The 22,910-nt window shown below is 39.8% G+C and carries 9 protein-coding genes; 2 read left to right on the top strand and 7 right to left on the bottom strand.

The window, feature by feature from the left end; genetic code table 11:
- Positions 1 to 30 precede the first annotated feature (30 nt).
- Positions 31 to 9,513 carry an ESPR-type extended signal peptide-containing protein gene (locus ACT2CV_RS02725; protein WP_464972554.1) on the bottom strand — a complete coding sequence of 3,161 codons (9,483 nt, stop codon included), beginning with the start codon at positions 9,511 to 9,513 and terminating at the stop codon, positions 31 to 33.
- A 146-nt stretch (positions 9,514 to 9,659) separates the two neighbouring features.
- On the bottom strand, positions 9,660 to 11,510 hold the full coding sequence (gene sppA / locus ACT2CV_RS02720; protein ID WP_464972555.1) for a signal peptide peptidase SppA: 1,851 nt from the start codon (positions 11,508 to 11,510) through the stop codon (positions 9,660 to 9,662).
- 92 nt (positions 11,511 to 11,602) lie between these two features.
- Here sppA and ACT2CV_RS02715 point away from each other — a divergent pair, with 92 nt between their 5' ends.
- Together ACT2CV_RS02715 and ACT2CV_RS02710 are read left to right on the top strand one after the other, a co-directional pair.
- On the top strand, positions 11,603 to 12,154 hold the full coding sequence (locus ACT2CV_RS02715) for a nitroreductase family protein (RefSeq protein WP_464972556.1): 552 nt from the start codon (positions 11,603 to 11,605) through the stop codon (positions 12,152 to 12,154).
- An 11-nt stretch (positions 12,155 to 12,165) separates the two neighbouring features.
- Positions 12,166 to 12,780: a DedA family protein gene (locus ACT2CV_RS02710; protein ID WP_464972557.1), complete on the top strand. Its 615-nt coding sequence runs from the start codon at positions 12,166 to 12,168 to the stop codon at positions 12,778 to 12,780.
- A 102-nt stretch (positions 12,781 to 12,882) separates the two neighbouring features.
- Here the strand turns inward: ACT2CV_RS02710 and ACT2CV_RS02705 are convergent, their stop codons facing one another.
- From ACT2CV_RS02705 to glgB, 5 genes are all read right to left on the bottom strand, one after another.
- Entirely contained in the window at positions 12,883 to 15,330 is a 2,448-nt protein-coding gene (locus tag ACT2CV_RS02705; protein WP_464972558.1) for a glycogen/starch/alpha-glucan phosphorylase, read from the bottom strand.
- 66 nt (positions 15,331 to 15,396) lie between these two features.
- Positions 15,397 to 16,827: a glycogen synthase GlgA gene (gene glgA, locus ACT2CV_RS02700; protein ID WP_464972559.1), complete on the bottom strand. Its 1,431-nt coding sequence runs from the start codon at positions 16,825 to 16,827 to the stop codon at positions 15,397 to 15,399.
- A 74-nt stretch (positions 16,828 to 16,901) separates the two neighbouring features.
- Complete coding sequence (glgC, locus tag ACT2CV_RS02695) at positions 16,902 to 18,206, bottom strand: glucose-1-phosphate adenylyltransferase (RefSeq protein ID WP_464972560.1); 1,305 nt, start codon at positions 18,204 to 18,206, stop codon at positions 16,902 to 16,904.
- 140 nt (positions 18,207 to 18,346) lie between these two features.
- Entirely contained in the window at positions 18,347 to 20,320 is a 1,974-nt protein-coding gene (gene glgX, locus ACT2CV_RS02690; RefSeq protein ID WP_464972561.1) for a glycogen debranching protein GlgX, read from the bottom strand.
- A gap of 67 nt (positions 20,321 to 20,387) precedes the next feature.
- Entirely contained in the window at positions 20,388 to 22,910 is a 2,523-nt protein-coding gene (gene glgB / locus ACT2CV_RS02685; protein WP_464972562.1) for a 1,4-alpha-glucan branching protein GlgB, read from the bottom strand.

The following is a 22,910-nucleotide window of genomic DNA, read 5'->3' as shown; positions in this document are numbered from 1 at the left end:
GAAAAGTACAGCCTTTTTCATCAGCGAAAATTAGAACTTAAAGCCCACACTCGCACTACCAGTTACATCACCGTAGTTATTCGCACTACCCGTTACTTTAAAGATCACTTTGCCATTATCCGATACGCGAGAATAACCCAATGCAACAGCTGCTGCACCACGATAAGTACCGCCACCAATAGCTACTAAGCTATCATTTGGATTAAATGCTTGTACTAAACCTGCTGTCGCAACCGCCCCTGCAATACCACTACGCAAACGACGATCCACTGATTGCATTTCCGATTTGAACTGACCATAATTGACCGCATCATTCGGTGCAACTGCTCTACCCACATTTTGAATACGATTCCCCCCCATATCCACTTTACCATTTGGATTGATGGTTAAACGGTTAAAATTCGGTGACATAGAGGTGCCAATATTAAACTCTTGTCCTTTCTGATTAATGACAATATTTTGGCCAGCATTCACTTTTACAGTATGTCCTAATCCAACTTTAGTTGGGGATGAACCCTGTGCAACACCATTAGTACCACTAACTGCACCGGTATTCAATGTCCAGCCTTGGTCAACAAAGCTCGTTAAGCTGTAAAGTTGACTGCCGTTGATCGCATCCGTACTTTCTGCACTTACTAAACCTGGTGCTACATTTTGAATACGACGAGTTTGCATTGAACCGTCAGAATTTACATTACCAACACTAACCACACCAACCACTTCATCTGCTTTACCGCCAGCATATTGATATGTTGTTCCACCAATAGTTTGTGAGGTGTGAGCGATATTGCCCTTAGTCGTATCTCCAGCAGCTACATAACCCGTATTAGCTCCTAAGAAGACCGAATTATCCACAGTTTGAGTCACATTATTGCCGACCACAAAGGTATTATTGGTTGCAACTTTGTTGTCATTACCCAATGAATAGGAATTATCGCCAGACACTGTGCTTGGATCACCAATTGCACCTGAGTTATTGCCTGTTACTTGGTTACCTGTACCAATGCTGATAGTATTCGTTCCACTAGCAGTTGAACCTTTACCTAAGGCAATGGCATTTTCACCCGTAGCTCTCGCCTGATAACCCACTGCGGTTGCGAATTTACCAGAGGCACTTGAGTCGATCGTATTTTCCCCTTGAATTGCAGGATCTACAACACCATCGTTGGTATGGAAGAATTTAATACCCTGTTCATTCATACGTCCAATAGCTTCAACAACATTATTGGTTCTATACTCTTTTTGGTTTTCAACATTATAAGTTGTTAAGGTATAACCATTTGATTCTGCAACAGAAACCGTTGTTGTGCTACCATCTGGATTGACAATAGTTGTATTAGAACCACTGTTACCACCAACAAGCTGTTTTACTGCGTATAATTGGCTACCATTTACAGCGTCTGTACTCGTTGCAGAAATATCACCATTAGCAACTCCACTAACTTTATTGTCCCCCATATTGATCGTAGTACCTTTGTTTACAGTAAAGGTTTTACCTTCTCCACCAAAAGTACTATTGCCTGATACAGTAAGGTTTGTTGTATCTACATTAGTCGCTGTTACATTAGTGAACGTTGGATTTTCTGAAATCTGGATCTCAACGCCTCTATCTGTCACTACAGTTTTCACATTATTACTATTGTAATTTTTTCCTGATGCTGCCTTACCTGTAATCGATAAGGTTTCACCTAAGTTACGATGTGTTTCACCATCATTACCCGTAAAATCTAACCCTTTGTTTGTTAAACCACTTGTCGTTGCGTTTAACTGAGATAAGTTCACCGCATCGCTATCTGCTATACCATTAGCTACATTTTGAATACGATTACTGCCCATATCAATAGTTTGATTCGAAGTAACCGTAAAGCCTTTATTGAATAAGGTTGCACCGTTTACCGTTAATTGGTTGAGCGTACTTGCTCCAGTCACATTCAAATTCTGAGTAGTTACATTAGCAAAGGTCACATCATCTTTCGTCGCATAGGTCACTGTACCATTTGCTTCACGTTTCACTTTGATGTTTTTACCCGCTTGTAGCTTCAGCTGATCGTTTGGATTGATTTTCTCTGCTTCGGTCAGTTTAGTATCATCTTCACCACCATCAACCGCACCATTGGTTAAATTCCAAGATGAGTTCGCTACCGTATCCGTCAACTGTTTCACATTTACTGCGTCGGTATCTTCCGTTCCTTTCGCAACACCTTTCACTTGGTTATTGCCCATATTAATGGTTGTACCTTTGTTTACAGTAAAGGTTTTACCTTCTCCTCCAAAAGTACTATTACCTGACACTGCAAGGTTTGTTGTATCTACATTAGTCGCTGTTACATTAGTGAACGTCGGATTCTCAGCAATCTGGATTTCTACTCCCTTATCTGTTACTACCGTCTTCACATTATTACTATTGTAATTTGTTCCTGATGCTGCCTTACCTGTAATCAATAAGGTTTCACCTAAGTTACGATGTGTTTCACCATCATTACCCGTAAAATCTAACCCTTTGTTTGTTAAACCACTTGTCGTTGCATTTAACTGCGATAAGTTCACTGCATCACTATCTGCTGTACCATTAGCTACATTTTGAATACGATTACCGCCCATATCAATGGTTTGATTCGAAGCAACCGTAAAGCCTTTATTGAATAAGGTTGCACCGTTTACCGTTAATTGGTTGAGCGTACTTGCTCCAGTCACATTCAAATTCTGAGTAGTTACATTTGCAAAGGTCACATCATCTTTGGTCGCATAGGTCACTGTACCATTTGCTTCACGTTTGACTTTGATGTTTTTACCGGCTTGTAATTTCAGCTGATCGTTTGGATTGATTTCTTCTACTGCCAACGCTTTATCTGTGACATCTTCACCACCATCAACCGCACCATTGGTTAAATTCCAAGATGAGTTCGCCACAGTATCCGTCAACTGTTTCACATTTACTGCGTCGGTATCAGCTGTACCTTCTGCCACGCCATGAACTTGGTTATTGCCCATATTCACTGAAGTACCAGTTTTAACCGCTAAACCACCGTTCGCAGTCAATAAACCACCTGCAGTAATCGCTCCTGTGGTTGTAAGGCTAGTTGCAGAAACATCAACAAAAGTTGGGCTTTCTGCAATTTGGATAGCAACCTTGCCGTCTGAAACTACCGTTTTGACATTTTTGCCAGAATATTGACCCGTTGTAGCTGCTTCCCCTTCAATAGCCAATGCCTGTCCTAAATCACGATGAGTTTTCGGCAAACCATCATTACCTGTAAAGTCTAAACCTTTGGTCGTTAAGTTATTAGTGGTTGCGTTTAATTGCGATAAATTCACTGCATCAGTATCTTCCGTTCCCGCTGCTACTTTGGTGATCTTGTTTCCACCCATATCGACAGTTTGGTTCTTCGCTACAGTCAAGCCACCATTAGCATTTAACAGTCCACCGACATTCACATTGCCTGATGTTGTGACTGTTGCAAAGTTCACATCATCAATGGTTTTGACGACAAGCTTGCTTCCATCTCGTGTGATATTGATGTTTTTTCCTTGCTCAAAGTTCACTTCGCCATTGTTATTAATGCGTTGCCCCTCATCCCCATTGGCTTTTACTGTCCAACCTGATTTTTCTACCGCTTTATTGATTGCGTTAGCCACTGTCGTTGCGGTCGTTAACCCCGATGTTGCACCATTTGGTGTGGCGACGCCTGTGGTGTCATCGCTATCAATCTCTTGGGTCACAACATCAAATTTCACATCCGCAGCATTTTCTCCATCAGAAACCACCGCAGTTGAGAAGGTGCCATTCACGAAATTGACCATACCATTGTTGTTGATTCGTGATTTATCCGCATTGTTTTCTTTCACATTGAAACCAGTGTTATTGGCAATATGGTAAAGCTGGCTGCCATTGACTGCATCTGTTGATGTCGCACTAATACGCCCTGCAGCAACATGATGGATTTGACGTTCTGCTCCTGTTTTACCCACAGAAACGCTGCCAGAAGTCGCTTTTGCTACGCCCGCAAATTCAGGCATTGCACCATCAGTGCCATCATCTGCTTTAATCACATAGTTTTGATCGTTACCGATCGCTGCGGTTTCAGAACCTGCACCTAATGCCACTGAATTGTCATGTTTCGCTTTCGCTTGGTCACCAATAGCGATCGATTTGTCATTCTCAGCCAAGGCGGCAGAACCGACTGCAACACTGTTCGCCGCAGCCGCTTTAACATCATCCCCTAATGCCACTGAACTCTCACCGGCTGCCGTTGCGTTTGGACCAGCGGCTAAAGCGTTCACGCCTGTTGCTTGTGCAATCGCATTTGCGTTGGCAAAGTTTTCTTGTTTCTGCGAATTTACATGGAAATAGGTTCGAGTATTGTCACGTAAACTATTCAACTGCGATACATTCACTGCGTCGGTGTCTGCTGTACCAGCTGCCACTCCATGAACTTGGTTTCCACCCATATTCACTGTTTGCGAGCCTGCAACGGTCAAACCACCATTGGCTGTTAACATACCACCAATGGTTGCACCCGCTGTCGTAGTTAAGGTATCCGTTTTCACATTGGTGAACGTCACATCATCTTTGGTCGCATAGGTCACAACACCATTCGCTTCACGTTTGACTTTGATATTTTTACCCGCTTGTAGTCTCAACTGATCGTTTGGATTGATTTCTTCTACTGCCAACGCTTTATCTGTGACATCTTCTCCACCATCGACCGCACCATTGGTTAAATTCCAAGATGAGTTCGCCACAGTATCCGTCAACTGTTTCACATTTACTGCATCGGTATCAGCTGTACCTTCTGCCACTCCATGAACTTGGTTTCCGCCCATATCGACAGTTTTATTCGCTGCCACTGTCAAACCACCATTAGCGTTCAACATTCCGCCAGCAGTAATCGCTCCTGTGGTTGTCACTGTTGCCGCATTAACATCATTGGCTTTCACATCGTTAAAGGTTGGGTTGTCCGCAAATTGAATTTCGACTTTGCCTTCGCTCACAACCGTTTTGAGGTTTTTGCCCGTATATTGACCCTTTGTCGTTCCTTCGCCTGAGATGTTTACCGTTTCACCTAAGTTTCGGTGTGTTTTGCCATCATTACCTGTAAAGTCTAAACCTTTGGTCGTTAAGTTATTAGTGGTTGCGTTTAATTGTGATAAGTTCACTGCATCGGTGTCTACTGTACCATTCGCCACGCCATGAACTTGGTTTCCACCCATATTCACTGTTTGCGAGCCTGCAACAGTCAAACCACCGTTGGCATTTAACATTCCGCCAACTGTCGCACCGTTATTAAAGGTTGGGTTGTGGTTGGTAGCAATTTGGATTTTATTGCCTTGGCGAGTCACTACAATGTTATCGCCTGCGTTGAAAATCGCTTCGCCATCGTTGGCAATTTTTTCGCCATCACCATTTTCGTCATTGGCTTTAAGCTTCCAACCAGACGCATTGATGGCTTTATGCACCGCATCGGACGTAACCGCTTTGGTATCGCCTTCAGTCACTTCCGTTGCTTTATTTATCGTCACTGTGTAAGTATCTTTGAGATCCGTTCTGGTCGGTGCCACAGTCACATCAGCTGTATTGCCTGAAACCACTTCCACCGCTTGTTTGGCTTGGCGTTTAATATGATCATCTTGCACCGCAACGCGGAATTGCTTACCGCCAGTTGAATTAGTTTCAGTATCCGTTACAGTTACACCATTGCCTGAAACCACTGTTTCACGAATTGCAATATCTTGTTTGGTTTTCTCACTTAATCCCAACTCAACAACACCGCCATCTTTACTTGTGATAGTTAAACCATCGGTATTTTTGAAAGTTAGCCCATCAGAAAGTGCGGTGTTTTTTGACGTAGTTTCGCCATCCGCTTTATAAGCAAGGTTGGTTTTTGTGAGATCTACATCAACTTTAAAGGTTTTTACGCCATTGTTATTGCGAGTTGAAGCAATGGTATTGCTACCATTTTCGATTGCCACTTGATCTTGAATTTTCTGGATACCCGCAGCGTTGATATTTGATAAACTTTGGTTAGCGTAAGTGTCGTTTGCGTTGTTCGCTAAATTGTCTAACTTCGTTTTAACGGCGTCAGAAAGTTTGAGTGATACATCTGAACCCTTAGCACTGGTTTCGATATAGCCTGCTTGACCTTTCACGCCAAATTCCAAACCATTTTCTTTATTCAAGGCTTGTGTGCTAGTAGATGTGCTGTCACCGTTTAATTTAAGGGTGTTATTGCCTAGCGCATTGAGCTGTGACACATTGACTGCGTCAGTATCAGCTTCGCCTGCGGCAACATTGGTGATTTTATTGTTCCCCATATTCACAGGAGCATTGGCTTTCATTGTTAAGCCATTAAGTGTCGCTGTGCCTGTGGTTTCTAAATTAGTGAACGTTGGACTATCAACCGTTTTAACAACAATTTTATTTTCTTCACGTGTGATATTGATGTTTTTACCTTCTTGGAAAATCACATCATTTCCGTTGGTAATTTTTTTGCTATCTGTTTCTGCATTCGCTTTTAAATTCCAACCTGAATTATTGATCGCCGTATTTACCGCATCAGAAGTCACAACTTTGTTATCGCCTGCTGTTACTGCGGTGGATTTTTGCAGAGTAAGATCAAAGGTTTTGGTGTCATTTGTCGCTGTTGGTGTAACCGTAATATCGCTATTGCTGGTAACATTGACTGCCCCTTTTGCTAAATCTTTTACGCCCTGTTCAGACACACTCACAGTGTAAATTTGTTTCTCACCATCAACACTCGGAGTAACGTTCGCTAAACCATTGCCTTTCACTTCAATAGCTTCTTTAGCTTTGTCTTTAATATGGCTATCATTTACAGAAACCGTAAATTGTTTTCCACCGCTTGCGTTAGTTTCGGTATCCGTTACAGTTACACCTGTGCCTGCTTTAACGGTTTCACGCACATTTATTGCATTTTGAGTGGCTTGATCTAAACCTAATTCCACAACGCCATTGTCTTTAGCCTCAATGGTTAAGCCGTTAGTATTTTTGAAATCTAACCCATTCGATAGACTTGTAGATTTCTGTCCCGCACCATTGGCTTTATAGGTAATTGGCGTATTGCCTAAATCAGCTGTTCTCGCATAAGGTGATAAATCCACATCGACTTTAAAGGTTTTAACGCCATTGACATCACGACTAGACGCAACGGTATTGGTACCATTTTCTACATTGACAGCGTCTTTCGCCGCATTTTTAATCACCGTTGTGCCAGCTGGTGTGATGTTAGATAAATCTTTGTTTGCGGCATTATCAATTTTATCTTTCGTTGCTTGAGTTAAAGATAAAGTAACATCCGAACCCGCCGCATTACTGGTGATATAAGTACCATCGCCTTTTACACCAAAGCTCAATCCGCCTGATTTGTTCAGTGCCTGCGTATCAGTATTACCTGAGTTGCCAGCCAATTTGATATTGTTAGTGCCTAACGCATTTAACTGCGACACATTGACTGCATCCGTATCAGCCTGCCCAGCTTGAACATTGGTGATCTTATTTCCGCCCATGCTCACCGTTTTAGAGCCAGCCACAGTCAAACCCCCATTGGCATTTAGCATTCCGCCAACCGTTGCACCATCAGTAAAGGTTGGATTTTGGACAGTTTTAATCGTAATGTTATTAACAGAGCGCTCTACCACGATATTGTCACCGCTATTAAAACTCACCGCCCCATTGTTATTGATTCGTTCGCCAGTATCATTATTCGCTTTAACTGTCCAACCAGATTTTTCAACGGCTTTATTGATTGCATCAGAAACGGTTTGTGCTGTTGTTAAACCTGCGGTGCTGCCATTCGGTGACGCCACACCTGTGGTTGCATCACTATCAATGTTTTGGGTAACCACATCAAATTTAACAGCTGAACTATTCTCCCCATCCGTCACAACTGCGGTGGAATAGGTGCCATTTGTGAAATTTACTTCGCCATTGTTATTGATACGAGATTTCGCAGTGCCATTTTGTTTGATATTAAAGCCCGTATTATTAGCGATTTGATAGAGCTGACTGCCGTTTACGGCATCTGTTGACGTAGCAGAAATTCGTCCTGCTGCCACATGATGAATTTGGCGTTCTTCACCTGCTTTACCGACAGACACACTGCCAGAAGTATCTTTCGCAATACCAGCAAAGGCTGGCAAATTCGCATTAGCCTGAGCATCATTTTTACTTACATAATCATTATTCGTACCCGTTGCAGCAGTCACTGAATTATGACCTAACGCAATAGAATTGTTGGTGCTCGCATTTGCATTTTCACCAATCGCAATAGAATACTGATTATTCACCACCGAATTACGACCGATAGCAACAGAGTTTAACCCTTTCGCCGCTGCACCTTGACCTAACGCAGTAGCTGCATCCGCAGAGGCAATCGAATCAATACCCAAGGCTATACCAGCAGAATTGGTCACATTCGCATTCGCCCCGATAGCTAAACCACCAGCCCCGGCAGAACTTGCATTCGGACCCACCGCCATTGCATTCGCACCCGTTGCTTGAGCATTTTTGTTTGCTGCATCAAAGTTTTTAGTATCTGTCGAATTGACGTGGAAATAGGTGCGAGTATTATCTTGAATACCTTTAGTAATACTGTAAAGTTGAGAACCGTTGATCGCATCGGTGGAAGTGGCAGATATTTTACCTGGAGCCACGTTTTTTAATTGACGTTTAATCGTATCGTTACCGAAAGAAACGACATAACTTTTATCTCTAGTACTGGTTGCTAACGATGGAACAGCTCCTGTTGCTCCGTCATAATTTACACCATTAACAACGATATTGCCTTCTTGAGTGGCTGCAACATCCGCCTTAGACTCTGCACCAATTGCAACAGAATACTGAAAACTTTCTGCTTTGGCATTTGAACCAATAGCCACAGAATCCATCGCAGAAGTCGTATTTATACCTAAAGAAATAGATCGTTCTGAATTAGCTCTGGCAGAAGTACCAATGGCGATTCCATCAATAGAATTCGTAAAAGTATCCAAACCTAATGCAATACTTGATGTCCCTGCTGCCATCGCATTTGTACCGATAGAAATTTGATCGCGTGATGAACCAAAGGAAACACCGCCAAATGTGGAGGCATTATTACCCAATACTACATTTCGTTGACCTGCTGAAGTTGCATCATAACCAATCACTACGTTCTTATCTGCATAAGCATTACTGTATTTACTTTGGCTAGAACCTATTGATGTTTGTGCTACCTTCGCTGTTTCTCCAATTAAAATATTCTGTTTTTTATTAGTATCTGTCTCAGTACCAGCATTTGTCTCGATATAAACATTTTGTGCACCGACTATAGCAAGCTGACGAGCGGCCTCTGCAGACAATGGTGTTAAAGCTAATGTTCCCAATGATAATACTGCGGTGATTTTTGCTAAATCAACAGTGTTACTCGAGCTAGACTTTACCCGTCCGCGAGCTAATTCTGATACAGCCATCCAAGATTGTGTTGATTTGTTCCAAATGACTCGAAATACTTTATTCATAAAAAACCTTTAAATGTGGTTGAATTAATTACTATGTTGTGCCGATACTACTTCAATCGGCATAATATATGTTTAAAAATTATCCGTATTATACAATAAAATAAAAAGGTATAACCAATTAATTTAATTACAATATTGACCGTTTTTTAATTGACTTTGGCGCAGTTTAAACAATACAAATATTGCCCTTTGGGATCATTAAAACGATTTAAATTATGCAAGGGATAAGCATATTGCTCTAATACTTTTGGTAAAGCAAAAGATTGACCAAATAATACGCGCATTTCTTTACGCAACGATTGCACCAATGCGGCCAAACCTTTTTCTTCTTCTACAAACCATTCAACTGCATATTGTTGTTCGCCACCTAATTTTTGATTAGCTAAATCTTGCGCTTTTTTCACCGCACTTTCAAAATCGCCTAGTTCATCAACTAGCTTATGTTGTAATGCTTCTTGACCAAGCCAAACTTGTCCCTGAGCAATTTTATCGACTTCTTGTTTCGTTAATTTTCTGCCACGACTGACTACATCCAAGAACTTATCATAACCATGTTCAATCTCCATTTGATAAATATCATTGACCGTTTTTGATAAAGGACTAAAAGCAGACTGCTCACTTAATGGCGAGGTGCTCACACCATCTTCCGTTACCCCAATTTTCTTCAAACTATTTTCAAAAGTCGGAAACATAGCAAAAATACCGATAGATCCTGTAATGGTGTTCTTATCCGCGATGATATAATCTGTTGTGCTAGCAATCCAATAACCGCCTGAAGCTGCCATTGCCCCCATTGAAGTCACCACAGGTTTACCAGCACGTTGCAAATTATCAATTTCTTGACGAATAATTTCCGAAGCAAATGCACTACCACCTGGACTATTAACCCGTAAAATAACCGCTTTTACCGATTTATCTTGTTTAGCCAAATTTAATAAACGAGAAACGCTATCACCGCCCACATCTTCTTCTGAATTCTCGCCATCAACAATGGCTCCTTCAACATTAATAACCGCAATTTTAGGCTCATTTTGGCTTTCAAAACGATCGGGCAATAAAGCTAAGTAATCGTCAAAATCAATACTTTTAATTTCATTACTCTCAGTTTTGCCAAAAAGTGCGGTTAATTTTTGCTGCATTTCTGCTCGAGTAGCAAAATGCGTCACAAGCTTACGTTGTTTCACATAAGCTGTACTATCACCTTTTAACGATTTTAATTCTGCTAAGAATTGTGCTGAATCCGGCAACACTTTACTTTTATCTATTTGACGATTATGTGCAACTAAATCCAGATAATTTTCCCACATAGCACCTAACCAACGTTGCGTATTGGTTTTGGCTTCAGGCGACATATTGTCTCGTAAGAAGGGCTCCACCGCAGATTTATAAGTCCCTACACGGAAAATGTGCGGTGTAATTTCCAGCTTTTCTAACAAGGATTTAAAATAAAGATTTTGTGCTGACAAACCATGAATATTCACATCGCCAACTGGATTAAGGTAAATTTCATCCGCAAAACTTGCCAATAAATATTGGCTTTGATTGTAATTATCCGCAAAAGCAATTACCGGTTTCTTTTGTTGTTTAAAATCCTTAATCGCATTGCCAATATATTCTAATGCAGGCAAATCTGCGCCTTCAAAATAATTTAAATCTAGCACCAAGCCTTTAATGCGTTCATCTTGTTTCGCAGCCTCAATGGTATAAACCACATCAAAAGTCGAAATTTTGCGAGGAATAGGCTTATCTTCCAATTCATTTAGTGCTTGTTGCCAAGTCATTCCTTGTTCACGATTATCCGCAAGGTAGCCATCTAAAGCTAACCATAATGCGCCATCAACCTGTGCTGAATGTTGCTGCGAAGAATTGGAATTAATAAGACTAAATACCGTAATCGCCAACAGAACAAAAAGCAAAAAAACAAGATTCATCACCACGCGGCGAACAAAATTGAGTGTTTTCCAAATGAATTTAAAAAAACGAAAAAGAGAATTCATATATATCCTAGTGAATAGTAAAAAACTGCAAGGAATATACCGTAAAAATGTGGTAGAATCTACCGCACTTTATTAAAGAATTTATAAAAATAATGGATACCTTAACATTACTTACCACTCGCCGTTCAAATAAAAAATTAGTGCCACCAGCACCGAATAAAGCACAATTAGAGCAAATCTTTCATGCGGCACTCCATGCACCTGATCATGGTCGATTACATCCTTATCACTTTGTTGTTATTGAAAAAGAAGGATTAACAACTTTAGCTGACCTCTTAACGCAAACAGCGATTGAGTTTAATTTAGATGAACGACAATTCGGCAAAATCGCTGGGATATGTAGCAAACCAATGATTATTGGGGTTGTTGCCAAAATTGATCCCCATATAGAAAAAGTGCCCGCTTGGGAGCAACAATTAACTGCGGGTTGTGCTGTTTATGCTATGCAATTAGCAGCACAAAGTCTGGGGTTTGATAATGTTTGGATCACAGGGAAATGGACCGAAGGAACGGCATTACACCAAGCTTTTGGTTGCACCGAGCATGATAAAATCATTGCCTTGTTAATGGTTGGTAGCGCAGAAGAAAAAATGGAACGAGAAGCCAAACCTTTTGATTTATCTCATTTTGTTTCGTATTTATAGGATGATGTTTTATGGATTTATTAGTTAGCTTTTTTACAGATTATGGCTACTGGGCAGTATTATTTGTTCTGCTAATTTGCGGATTTGGTGTGCCAATCCCAGAAGATATTACGCTTGTTTCTGGTGGCATTATTGCAGGACTTTATCCTGAAAATGTCAATGTGCACATCATGCTTGTGGTCAGCATGATTGGGGTTTTGGCTGGCGATAGCACAATGTATTGGCTAGGGCGAATTTATGGTGTCAAAATTTTAAGATTCCGCCCTATTCGCAAACTTGTCAACGTAAAACGTCTGCGGATGGTGCGGGAAAAATTTGAACGCTATGGCAATCGTGTTTTATTTGTTGCTCGTTTTTTACCTGGCTTACGCGCCCCAATTTATATGGTTTCAGGTATCACTCAACGAGTGAGCTATACTCGCTTTGTACTATTGGATTTCTTTGCTGCCATTATATCTGTGCCAATTTGGGTTTATCTAGGCTTCTATGGTGCCAATAATCGCGAATGGCTCGCCCATCAAATTAAAACAGGACAAACGGGGTTATATATTTTCTTAGGCTTACTTGCTGCTTTTATCGCTTTCAAAGTCTATAAAGGCAAAAAAGAAAAAGCCGAACAAGAATAGTTTGCCATATAAAAGTGCGGTGAAAATCACCGCACTTTTTTAAACTCTATTTTTACCAAACAAAAATCCTCGCCACTTGACGAGGATTTCTTTTTTACTTAATTAAACTTTTAGAGGTTTAATATTCCAAATACGCTCTGCATATTCAGCAATAGTACGGTCAGATGAGAAGAAACTCATATTGACAATATTTTGTAATGTACTATCGACCCAAGCTTCTTTATTTTGGAATTTCTCATCCACAACTTTTTGTGCTTCAACATAGCTACGGAAATCAGCAAATGATTGATAATAATCATGATACTGTAATCCGCTTAATAGCTGATGATAGCGATTAGGTTCATTTGGAGAAAAATGACCACCAATAATTTGGTCAATTACTTGACGTAATTCCGCATCGTTTTGGTAATAATCAAATGGGCGGTATCCGTTACGACGTAACTCGTCAACCTGCTCTACGGTGTTACCAAAGATAAATACGTTGTCAGCACCAACGTTTTCTAAAATTTCAACGTTTGCACCATCTAATGTACCTAATGTTAATGCACCATTTAAAGCGAATTTCATGTTACTTGTACCAGATGCTTCAGTACCCGCTAGAGAAATTTGCTCTGAAATATCTGCGGCTGGAATAATTAATTCCGCTAAGCTTACGCTATAGTTAGGAATATAAACTAATTTTAAGCGATCTTTTAAGCGAGGATCATTATTAATCACATTCGCAACATCGTTAATGAGATTGATGGTTTGTTTTGCTGCATGGTAAGCTGATGCCGCTTTACCAGCTAAGATAAACACGCGAGGTGTCCAATCTTTTTCAGGGTTAGCTAACATTGCGTTATAACGAGCAACAATATGTAACACATTAAGGATTTGGCGTTTATATTCATGAATACGCTTCACTTGTACATCAAATAGCGCATTTGGATTAACAGTTACGCCTAATTCTTTCTTAATATAAGCCGCTAATTTTGCTTTGTTAACATGTTTAATGTTGTAAACAGCTTCTTTGAATGATGCATCGCCAATATAGCTTTCTAAATTGCGTAATTGACTTAAATCTCTACGCCATTCATTACCAATATATTTATCAAATAATGCAGATAAATTCGGGTTAGCAACACCAATCCAGCGGCGAGGCGTGATACCGTTAGTCACGTTAGTGAAACGCTCAGGATAAATACGTGCAAAATCAGAGAAAGTTGATGTCACCATTAAGTCAGAGTGGATTGCTGCCACACCATTAATTTTGTGTGAACCAACAACAGATAACCAACCCATACGAACTTTACGGTTATTACCTTCTTCAACTAAGGACACTCGACGAATGAAGTTTTCATCTTGAGTCACATTCTCACGCACATAAGTTAAGAAATGATCATTAATTTCAAAAATCATTTGTAAATGACGTGGTAATAAGCTACCCATCATTTCAACAGACCATGTTTCTAATGCTTCTGACATGAGGGTATGACAAGTATAAGAACAAATAGCAACGGTCATTTCCCATGCTTTTTCCCATGCGTAGCCTTCTTCATCTACTAAAATACGCATTAATTCAGGGATTGTTAATGCTGGGTGAGTATCATTTAGATGGATAGCCACTTTGTCTGCTAAATTATCTAAGGTGCCATGAGTACGTTTATGGCGTTTCAAAATGTCTTGTAATGAAGCAGATACTAAGAAATACTCTTGGCGTAAACGTAATTCACGACCCGCCCAAGTTGAATCGTCTGGGTAAAGTACACGAGAAACGTTTTCACTTGATGAACGCTCTTCGATTGCACCGAAATAGTCCCCTTGGTTAAATTTCGCCAAGTTGAAGTTATCCCCCGCTTTAGCAGACCATAAACGCAATGTTGCAGCAGCATCTGTTGCATAACCCGGGATCATTTGGTCATAAGCTAAGGCAGAAATTTCTTCAGCTGGCGTCCAAACACATTTTTTACCTTCAAAATGGATATTACCGCCAAAATGAATGTTAAAACGTTTAGATGGACGGATATATTCCCAAGGATAGCCTTTTTCTAACCAAGCATCTGGTTTCTCTACTTGGCGACCATCTTCAATATGTTGTTGGAACATACCGTATTCATAACGAATACCATATCCCATACCTGGTAATGCCAACGTTGCAATTGAATCCATAAAACAAGCAGCTAAACGGCCTAAACCACCGTTACCTAAACCTGGATCTACTTCTTTTTCTAATACATCTTCTAAATCAACATGCAATTCACTTAATGCTTGTTTAGCAATGTCATACACCCCTTCAGCAAGTAAGGCATTTGACAAGGTTCTTCCCATTAAGAATTCCATTGATAAATAATAAACGCGACGTGTTTCTTCTGAACGAGCTTGTCTTGCTGTAGAAATCCAGCCTTCTGTGACTAAATCGCGCACAGCATATAATGTTGCGTTTAACCAATCACGTTGGCTTGCTTCTTCTGGTGAACGACCAATTGCAAAAACTAATTTATAAACAATTGATTTCTTTAGTGATTCGACACTTTCCTCGGGACGACTATAGGAAAATAGTTGATCTGTCATTAATAAACTCCATACATATATAATAAAATAGTGCGGATTTTAACCGCACTTTGATAAAAAATCCAACTAAATTTTATAATAAAGGGATTGATAGCTTCTTGCTGCCAGTGTCCAACTGAAGTCTTGCTCCATCGCATTCGCCCTTACACTGAACCATAAACGCTGTTTTTGCCATAGATTAAAGGCATTAATTAAGGCTTGGCGTAAGGAATAAGGATCGGCGTGCTCAAAGGCAAATCCTGTTGCGGTTCCGGCTTTGATATTTTCACTCGAACTGTCAACAACAGTATCAGCCAATCCACCAGTAGAGCGAACTAAAGGTAAGGTACCATATTTCAAACCATATAATTGGGTTAATCCACAAGGTTCAAAACGGCTTGGAACTAAAATAACATCGCCACCAGCAACCATTAAATGAGATAAAGGTTCGTCGTAGCCAATTTTAGCCGCCACATTATTAGGGTAATATTGGGTTAAACCATATACGCCTTCTTCTAAATTCGGCGAACCTGAGCCTAAAATAATTAGCTGTCCACCTTGTTTAACGATTTCATCCGCACTTTCTAGTAATAAATCAACCCCTTTTTGTTCTGTTAAACGCGTAATCATTACAAAGAGTAAGGCTTCAGGATCTTGAGGCAAGTTGAAATATTCTTGTAATTTTTGTTTATTCTTTTTCTTACCACCCATAAATTTTAATTTATAGTGATCCTCAATATATGGATCATTATTCGGATGCCACACTTGTTCATCAACGCCGTTTAAAATGCCATGTAAACGACCTTGGTAAGATAAAGTCGATAATAACCCTTCTAAACCATAAGCAAATTCAGGACGTGTAATTTCTTTTGCATAGGTTGGACTGACTGCCGTTGCCGCATCAGAATAGAATAAACCTGCTTTTAAGTAAGAAATTTGTCCATACAATTCTAAACCATCTACATGGAACATATCCCAAGGTAAACCAATTTCATAAAGATGGTGATAGGAGAATTTACCTTGATACGCTAAATTATGAATAGTAAATACGGATTTAGCTGGGCGACCTTTTAAATGCAAATAAGCACTAGTTAAACCTGCATGCCAGTCATGGGAATGAACAACTTCTGCTCGCCACCAAAAATCCAAACCAACAGCTAATTCCGCACCAATCCAACCTAATAATGCAAAGCGTTTATAGTTATCGATATAGTCGTTATACCATTGGTCATGATAAGGATTGCCCTCTCTTGCATAAAGATGTGGTGCATCGATAATATAAACACCCACATCATCTAATTTTCCATAACGTAATGTCACATAACCCGCAAAAGTATGGACTTCTGCAACAACAACTGTTTCAGGAATCCCACGCATAATTGCTGGGTATCCTGGAATTAATACCCTTGCTTCATCGCCAATTTGATTTTGTGCTTTTGGTAAAGCCCCTAATACATCTGCAAGTCCGCCGGTTTTTAATAAAGGGTAAATTTCAGAGCACACATGTAAAATATTCATCTTTCATTCTCTTTTTTGAAGATAGCTAAAATAACAATGGACGCCAATAATGGCGTCCGTATCAATTAGAGGGATTAATCTAAATTTTCTTCAGATAATACCGTTTCCCCTTGCAGTTTCTGTAACATGCTTCGAGTAACAAGAACAATACCATTCTGGCTGACACGGAAACGTTTTTTATCTAATTCTAAATCAACACCGATTTGCAAACCATCTGGAATTGTCACATTACGATCCACGATACAACGTCTCAAGGTTACATTTTTACCTACTGTTACCTGTGGTAAAACAACACTATGATCAATTATTGAGCCTTCATTCGCTTTCACATTGTCAAATACAACAGAATAACTAATAGAAGCATCGGTAATCAAACAGCCACCGGCAATCAATGAGTTATCTACCGGACGTTCAATTGGTTGATGATAGAAGAATTTTGATGGATAAGGCTGAATTGGGTTACCACGAATTGGCCAGCTCGGATCATAAATATCAAGTTGAGGTTGTTCGGAAACCAAATCAATGTTGGCTTGCCAGAAACTATCAAGTGTACCCACATCGCGCCAGTAAATAGATCCATTCGTATTTCGACCTTTGCAAGAACGATCAAATGGATGGGCATATAACACGCCCTCTTCTAATGCTAACGGCATCACATCTTTACCAAAGTCATGAGATGTATAAGGTGTATCAACAATATGTTCTAACACGTTATATAAATAATCCGCATCGAATACATAAATACCCATTGAAGCCAAAGAAGAATTTGGTTTATCAACCATTGGTGGTGGATCTTTTGGTTTTTCTACGAAGGCTTTAACTTTTAAGTTTTCATTAACCGCCATTACGCCAAATTCTTTTGCACTTTCACGAGGCACTTCAATACAACCAACTGTACATTTTGCGCCACTGGTAACATGGTCAAGAATCATTTGTGCGTAATCCATTTTATAAATATGGTCACCTGCTAAAATTAAAACATATTTTGGTTTATAGTGGTCGCGGATAATCGCCATATTTTGATAAACCGCATCCGCTGTACCACGATACCAAGTATTATCATCAATTTGTTGGCGCGCAGGTAACATATCAACGAATTCACCGCGCTCTTGTGGTAGAAACGACCAACCCGTTTGTAAATGGCGTAATAAAGAATGAGCTGCATATTGTGTAATGACACCGATACGGTTTAATCCCGAGTTAATACAGTTAGACAATGCAAAATCAATAATACGGCGGTTACCACCAAAATATAGGGCTGGCTTAGCGCGTTTATCTGTTAATTCATATAGACGAGAACCTCGTCCCCCTGCCAAAATTAATACTAAAGTATCTTTGACTAATTCGTGTTTGCTCGGTTGTGAAATATTGCTGCTCATAAACAGATCTCCATAAAATAAAATTTGCGAATTAATCGTTTCAGTTAAGGTATGATGTATTTCAACATTCCTTACAACCCATTATAGTTAGAATGTAATTTATTTCTGTGATATACCTCAAATTTTTATAAAAAAGTCGGTTATTTTCGGGAAAAGACATGTAATCCGATCTGTTCAATCTCGCATTCTCCCTCCACGATTTTTTCGGCAATTAAATCGAGCATTTTCCATTGTCCTTCTGGTAAGACAAAATGCTGAATGTCATCTTTGCCATTGATAAGGAATAACCACTGCTCATCGAGTAAAATTTGTAAATTTTTACTTTCCTGATTCTGCCAATCCCCTTCATTCATTGGATTGCCCCATTGATTGAGCCAACGAACATTCTCATCGCTCCACCATTTATCCTGACACAAGCTCGCAATTTTTTTACGTAATTGAATGGCTTGTTTTGTCGCCACAAATAAAGCGCGGTCAAAATTTTGCCATTTTAGCCAACTAATTTCATTATCCTGGCAGTAAGCATTATTGTTGCCATATTGCGTATTGCCGAACTCATCGCCTGCTAATAACATCGGCGTACCATTAGATAATAATAAACTGCGCAATAATGCCATACTGGTTAAAAATCGTTGATTTTCCACCGCACTTTGTTGCTGCAATGGTAAGGCATTGACCATTCCTTCAACACCATGGTTATAGCTGAAATTATCATTGCGTCCATCACGATTATCTTCGCCATTCGCCAAATTATGCTTATGGTTATAACTCACTAAATCGCGTAATGTAAAACCGTCATGTGCGGTTAAAAAATTCAACGTTTTATGTGGGTATTGGTTTTCCTTGCGATAAATATCACTTGAACCAGCTAAACGTTCAGCAAAAGCGCCTAAGTTGCCACTTTTCCACAACCAAAATAAGCGCATATCATCACGATAGCGGTCGTTCCATTCTGCAAAATAGGCGGGGAATCTTCCCACTTGATATCCGCCTTCACCAAGATCCCAAGGTTCACAAATCAATTTGCATTTGCTTAAAATAGGATCTTGTTCCATTTCCGTTAATAGTACTGCTTTAGGATTAAATTCAGGGCTTTCTCTGCCTAAACTGGTGGCTAAATCAAAACGAAAACCGTCAATATGATATTCTGTTACCCAATAGCGTAAACAATCCAACACCCAAGCTCTGCTCGCTGGTTTTGAAATATCCAGCATATTTCCACAACCTGTCCAATTCAGATATTGCCCTTGCTCGTTTTGCCAATAATAAGTTTGATCATCAATGCCACGCTGACTAAAAGTTGGATAATATTTTTCACTCTCTGCACTATGGTTAAAAACAATATCCAAAATCACTTCAATGCCCGCTTTATGCAACTTTTTAACCATTTGCTTAAATTCGATCTCTGGTTCTTCTGTTGCAGCATAATTAGGCTCTAAAGCAAACATGGCTAAAGGATTATATCCCCAGTAATTACTTAAGCCTTTTTCCTGTAAGTGCGGTTCATTTATGGCAAAATTGACCGGCAATAGCTCAACCGCAGTAATACCAAGATCCTGCAAATAAGCAATGCTTTTTGCATGCGCTAATCCCGCATAAGTCCCACGAATATTTTGGGGTAAATCTTCGCGTAATTGGCTAAATCCTTTCACATGCAATTCATACACAATTGTGTTAGCCCAAGGTGTTTGCAACGATTTATCATCCTCCCAATCAAATTCTGTTGGTTGATATACGACTGCTTTAGGTGCTTTTTGTGCATTATCACGATCATCAGAAAGGAGAAACCAAGAGCAAGCTTCATAATGAGATAAATCAGGTTTGCCGACCACTTTTTTGGCGTAAGGATCGAGCATTAATTTGTTCGGGTTGCTTAATTCATTATCGCCATAAATACGATAGCCATATTTAGTCCCCTCAGAGATATTCGGCAACCAACATTGCCAAATATGTTTGTCATTGACTTGCATCGCGAAGCGTTGTTCATTGTCTTGTTCATCAAATAAACAAAGTTCAATATGGCTTGCTTGTGATGAATACAGGCTAAAATTTACGCCTGATTGTTGATTTCGTTGTTCAAATTGAATTCCCATTTCAGTTTGCAAATCTTGCATTGTTCATTCCTACTACAATAATAAAATGATAGGGCGTATCGCTACGCCCTAAATGAGTGAAATAATATTATTTGGCAGTTTTTGCCTTTGTTGTTTTTTCTGTTGCTTTTTTCTCTTTTGCAGCTTTGGCTGTTTTCGTTTTTTCTTCTTTTACCTTAACCACCTTTTCTGCTTTCGCTTTTACCACTTTTTCTGTTTTTTCTTTATCCGCTTTAGCTGTTTTTGCTTTTTCTGCTTTCGCAGCCGTAGATTTCACAGATTTAGTGGTTTTCGTTTTTTCTGCAGTTGTGGCTTTTGCTTTGACTGTTCTTGTTTTTTTAACAGTCTTCTCTGCCCCCATTTCAGCCTCTTTTACCGCTTTCGGCTGACGCGGCTTACGCGTTTTTTTCACTGCTTTCTCCACTTTTTTCCAACGGAGATAAACTGTTGCTAATGGCGGTACAACAACAGAAATAGAATGCGCTTTTCCATGGCTTTCCACTTCCTCTGAGACAACAACGCCAGAATTACCCAAATTCGATCCTTTATAATAAACTGAATCTGTATTTAGGATTTCTTCATATTCGCCTTCGGCATTAACACCAATTCGGTAATTTTCACGAGGCACAGGTGTAAAGTTACTGACCACAATAATGCGTTCACCATTGCTATCACAGCGTTCAAAGGCAAATACCGAATTTTGTGCATCATCAACAACAAGCCAATTAAAGCCTTCTGGTTTGCTATCTAACTGATAAAGTGCGGTGTGATTTTTGTAAGTTTTATTCAAATCCTTCACTAACTGCAACACACCTTTATGCCAACCGCCGCCATGGTAATCATCTAGCAAGAACCAATCCAAGCTTTCTTCGTAATTCCATTCTCGACCTTGAGCAAATTCATTCCCCATAAATAAAAGTTTTTTGCCCGGATAACCCCACATATAAGCATAATATGCACGTAAATTAGCAAATTTTTGCCATGCATCCCCTGGCATTTTACCTAGCAATGAACATTTACCATGCACCACTTCATCATGTGATAAAGGCAATACGAAGTTTTCACTGTATTGATATAGCATACCAAATGTCATTTTACTGTGATGATATTGGCGATAAATTGGGTCAAGTTTCATATAGGATAAAGTATCATTCATCCAACCCATATTCCATTTATAATGGAAACCTAAACCTCCATGCTCTGGTGGCAAAGTCACCCCAGCGAAAGAAGTCGATTCTTCTGCAACACTCATTGTGCCAGAGGCTTCAGTGCCTAAGACATAGTTAGTATGTTTTAAAAACTCAATGGCTTCTAAATTTTCACGCCCACCATATTGATTCGGGATCCATTGACCATCAGAACGGCTATAATCGCGATAAATCATCGAGGCTACCGCATCAACACGCAAGCCATCTAAGCCAAAACGTTCTAACCAATATAATGCATTACCTGATAAGTAATTTTTCACTTCATGGCGACCATAATTATAAATTAAGGTATTCCAATCTTGATGGTATCCTTCTTTTGGATCGGCATGTTCATACAATGCTGTACCATCAAAAGCCGCTAAACCATGGGTATCGCTTGGGAAATGGCCTGGCACCCAGTCTAAAATCACATTAATGCCCGCTTTGTGCGCTTTTTCAACAAAACGTTTAAATCCTTCTGGTGTACCAAAACGACTTGTTGGTGCATAAAGACCTAGCGGTTGGTAGCCCCAAGAACCGTCAAATGGGAATTCAGAAATCGGTAACAATTCAATGTGGGTAAAGCCCATATCTTTTACATAAGGAATGAGCTCATCACCTAGCTGATCATAATCTAACCAGAAATTATTTTCTAAATTACGTCTCCAAGATCCTAAATGCACTTCATAAATAGAAATAGGTTGATCAGATTGATTTGCTTTGCGACGTTGCTCGGTCATTTCAACAATTTCAGGCAATGCACTCACTTGTGAAGCGGTATCTGGGCGTAATTGAGCTGCAAACGCGTAAGGGTCTGCTTTAAGACGCAAATGATTGTTGCTATCTAATAATTCAAATTTATACAGCTGTCCTAATGTGACTTTTGGAATAAATAATTCCCATACACCGCTACTTGCATGGAAACGCATTGGATGACGACGACCATCCCAATAGTTAAAATCCCCGACGACAGATACACGTTTTGCATTTGGTGCCCATAAACGGAAGTTCACCCCTGCAACACCATCATGTTCAATAAAATGTGCACCTAACACTTCATAAGGGCGTAAATGCGAACCTTCAGCCAATAACCAATGATCTAATTCCTCAATCATTGGATGGAAACGATAAGGATCTTCAATTAACAGACTTTCATGACCCCAAGTCACTTCTAACTGATAAGCAAAAAATTCTCGAATATCTGGCACAACGCCACAGAAAAAACCTCGCTCATCAATACAATCTAAGGTTAATAAAGGTTGTTGGGTGTCACGATGAATAACGACAACCTGATCAGCATCAGGCATTAACACTCGCACCTCAATGCCTCGCTCTGTTTCATGCATACCCAATACTGCAAAAGGATCTGCATGAGTACCATTAAAAAAAGCATTAATTACGGATTGTTCTACTAATTTTTTCAT

The sequence above is a fragment of the Reella acinonychis genome (assembly GCF_052384575.1).
Classification (GTDB): Bacteria; Pseudomonadota; Gammaproteobacteria; order Enterobacterales; family Pasteurellaceae; genus JBQSUQ01.
This window is presented reverse-complemented; position numbering and strand designations above follow the sequence as displayed.